2 protein-coding genes are annotated in these 3,169 nt (G+C 37.0%); both read left to right on the top strand.

The features are described 5' to 3' along the window. Positions 1–140, top strand: a 140-nt coding sequence (locus AC1DDX_RS25785; RefSeq protein WP_477622855.1) for a DUF4974 domain-containing protein, incomplete at its 5' end; no start/stop codon positions are given. A 48-nt stretch (positions 141–188) separates the two neighbouring features. After that, positions 189–3,169, top strand: a 2,981-nt coding sequence (locus AC1DDX_RS25790; RefSeq protein WP_477622854.1) for a SusC/RagA family TonB-linked outer membrane protein, incomplete at its 3' end; no start/stop codon positions are given.

Consider the following 3,169-nt stretch of genomic DNA (forward strand, 5'->3'; position numbering starts at 1 on the left):
TAGCTGATGAAGAGGTAAAGGATTACCGCTATTCAGGAACATTTGAAAATGAGACTATTGTTAAAACACTGGAAGCTTTACAACTATCTTATCCCTTTAAGTTTGAGATTGAAAATAATAAAATCACTATAAAAAAATAGCTATAATCAGGCTATCAAACAAATAAAAAAGAACCTAAACCAACAAATATGAGAAAACATGTACTTTTAGAACATTCCAGCAGTCATTCTTTAAGCGACAGGATATTATTGAGTATGAAAATTACAGGATTTATTTTGCTCGTTTTATGTATGCAGGTATCTGCTGCCGGGTTTGCACAGCAAAAGATTACAATTAATGCCAGGCAGCTAAGCATTAAAGAATTGCTTAAGGCAATTGAGAAACAAACAGAGTATCGTTTTGTATACAGCAACAACACAATTTCGAGTAGTAATAAGAATTCTCTTAATGTTCAGGATGTATCATTAGATGAAGCAATGAGCCAGATTTTAAAGGATACAAAACTTACCTATGTGTTAAAGGAAAGCAATCTGGTGGTAATTTATCCAACAGTACTGGCCAATAGAAAAGATATTGTTGTAACCGGAAAAGTTGTTGATGATACGGGGTTACCAATACCTGGTGTTTCGATTAAAGTTTCGGGCCTGGCAATAGCTGCTGTAACTGATGCTAATGGTGATTACAGTATACGTGTGCCCGATAATTCTTCTAATCTTGAGTTTTCATTTGTAGGTTACGCAAGGCAGCTTGTTAGCGTAGGGAATAGGAAAGTAATTAATATAACACTGAGAACTGATAGCCAGAATTTGCAGGAAATAACAGTTACAGGTTACACAAGTTATACAAAAGAACAATCTGCAAGTGCATCATCTGTGGTTTCAGGTAAGGATATGAGCCAGGTTCCCCTTTCAACTTTCGATCAGATTTTGCAAGGTAGGGTAGCTGGTTTACAAGTGTCTTCAGGATCTGGCCAGCCGGGTACTAGTGCTCAGGTTATTTTAAGAGGAATAGGAACAATAAACGGGAATACCTCTCCATTGTATGTTTTAGATGGAATACCTGTTGAGGATGCCTATTTTCAAACATTAAATCCGTCCGATTTTGAAAGTGTTACTGTTTTAAAAGATGCTACTTCAAAAGCGCAGTACGGTTCTAAAGGTGCTAATGGTGTAATTGTGATTACAACAAAAAAAGGTAAATCTGGAAAGGTCCAGTTCAATTATAAATCTCAATATGGTATTTCCAAGCTAACTTCGCCTAAGTTTAATATGATGAATACCGCACAAAGGCTACAGTTTGAAGAAGAAATAGGACTGGAAACAGGATCAGAAATTGGGCCGGGCTGGACATTCTCGAAAAAGAATCCAGAATATGCCAATATGAGCTCGACAGAACAAAACAGGGCGGATCTTATTTTAGATAGCATTGGAAAAATAAACACGGATTGGAAAGATATCTTCTTTAGAACCGGGAAGTTTACCGAACAACAGGTGGATGCAAGCGGGGGTAATGAAAATGTTAGGTTTTATAGCTCTTTAAATTATTATAAACAGGATGGGATTGCAGTTAGGTCTGGTATGGAACGTTATTCTTTAAGGAATAATGTAGATTTTAATGCAGGCGGATTCTCAGCTTCTATAAACACAAGTTTAGGTTATTCAGAATCGAGCTTTATTGAACGTGAAGGATCCAGTAGCGGAAGCAATCCATTGTCGGCAGTATATTATGCACTTCCATATGAATATCCTTATGCTTCTGATGGAACATTAGTGCATTATGGTAATTCAGATGATTATGAAATTTATGACCAACGTGAGGGAAGTAATGCTTTAGAAAGATTGTTAAATACCACTAATAAAACCAATCAGTACAAAACGATTTTAAGCGGATCATTAAACTATAAAATCACCGACGATTTGACTATTAAAACGCGATTGGGTGTAGATTTTAGGGAATCTACCGATGAGCGGTTTATTAGGCCTGATTCATACTCCGGATCAAACGAAAATGGAGAAAAAGGAAGTTTTGGCGAGAATTTACGACGTAACTTTTCAATGATCTCTACCTCAGGAATAACATATTCAAAGGTTATTGATAAACATAATTTTGAAGTAACCGGACTTTATGAGATTACAAAGCAGCATTTCAGAAGCTTTGGATATACTGCTTACGGTATAGATCCACGATTACCTGAAACTCCTGCCGGTGCAACTCCGGGTTCTGATGAAAACTCGTTTATTCCTGAATTTAATGGTGGAAGAACAAGAAATGCACTGATCTCATATATAGCGCTTGGCCGTTATACCTTTGACGATCGATATACACTTAACGCGAGTTATAGATATGATGGATCTTCAACATTACCTTTAAAGAACAGATGGCATGGCTTTTATTCAGTAGGTTTTGCCTGGAATGTTAAAAAGGAAAACTTTCTCGCTAACAATGAGTTCATTAATGATTTAAGATTCCGGGCCAGTTACGGTACAACAGCTAGTCCGTTTCCGGGTAATTTTACTTACCTGCCTACTTTTGCTACCACTTCTTACGGAGGTAACAGCGGAATTTATCCTAATGCTTACGGTAGTGCAAACTATGATTGGGAATATGCTAAGGATTTGAATATTGGCTTTGATTTGGATGTATGGAATAACCGTATACATTTGGTAACCGATATTTATAACAAGGAAACAGCAAACCTGTTTTTAGATCTTCCGGTTTCACTTACTTCGGGGGTTGGTGCATTGCCTTTAAATGCTGGTTCAATGCGTAACAGAGGTATAGAAACTGAGCTTAGAGTAGATGTGATTAGAAATGAATCTTTAAAATGGAATGTGGGACTTAACTTTGCTTACAACAAAAATAAAATCACTTCACTGGCTGGTTCTGAGGGATTCGAGAAAAATACAACCGAGATTGTAAGAGAAGGATTACCTTATGGATCTCACTATGCACCTAAATGGGCAGGGGTAGATCCAAAAACGGGTGATCCATTATATTATAATCCAGATGGAACCAAAACCTCAGATTATAATGCTACAACAATGAGTGTGGCGGAGTTTGGTAGTCTTTACCCACCTTTTACAGGAGGCTTTAATACCTCTTTAACCTATAAGGGAGTGAATTTAACAGCCCTGTTTAGTTTTGCAAACCATGTGTACAGATACAATAA

The organism is Pedobacter sp. 10L46_2 (genome assembly GCF_056395165.1).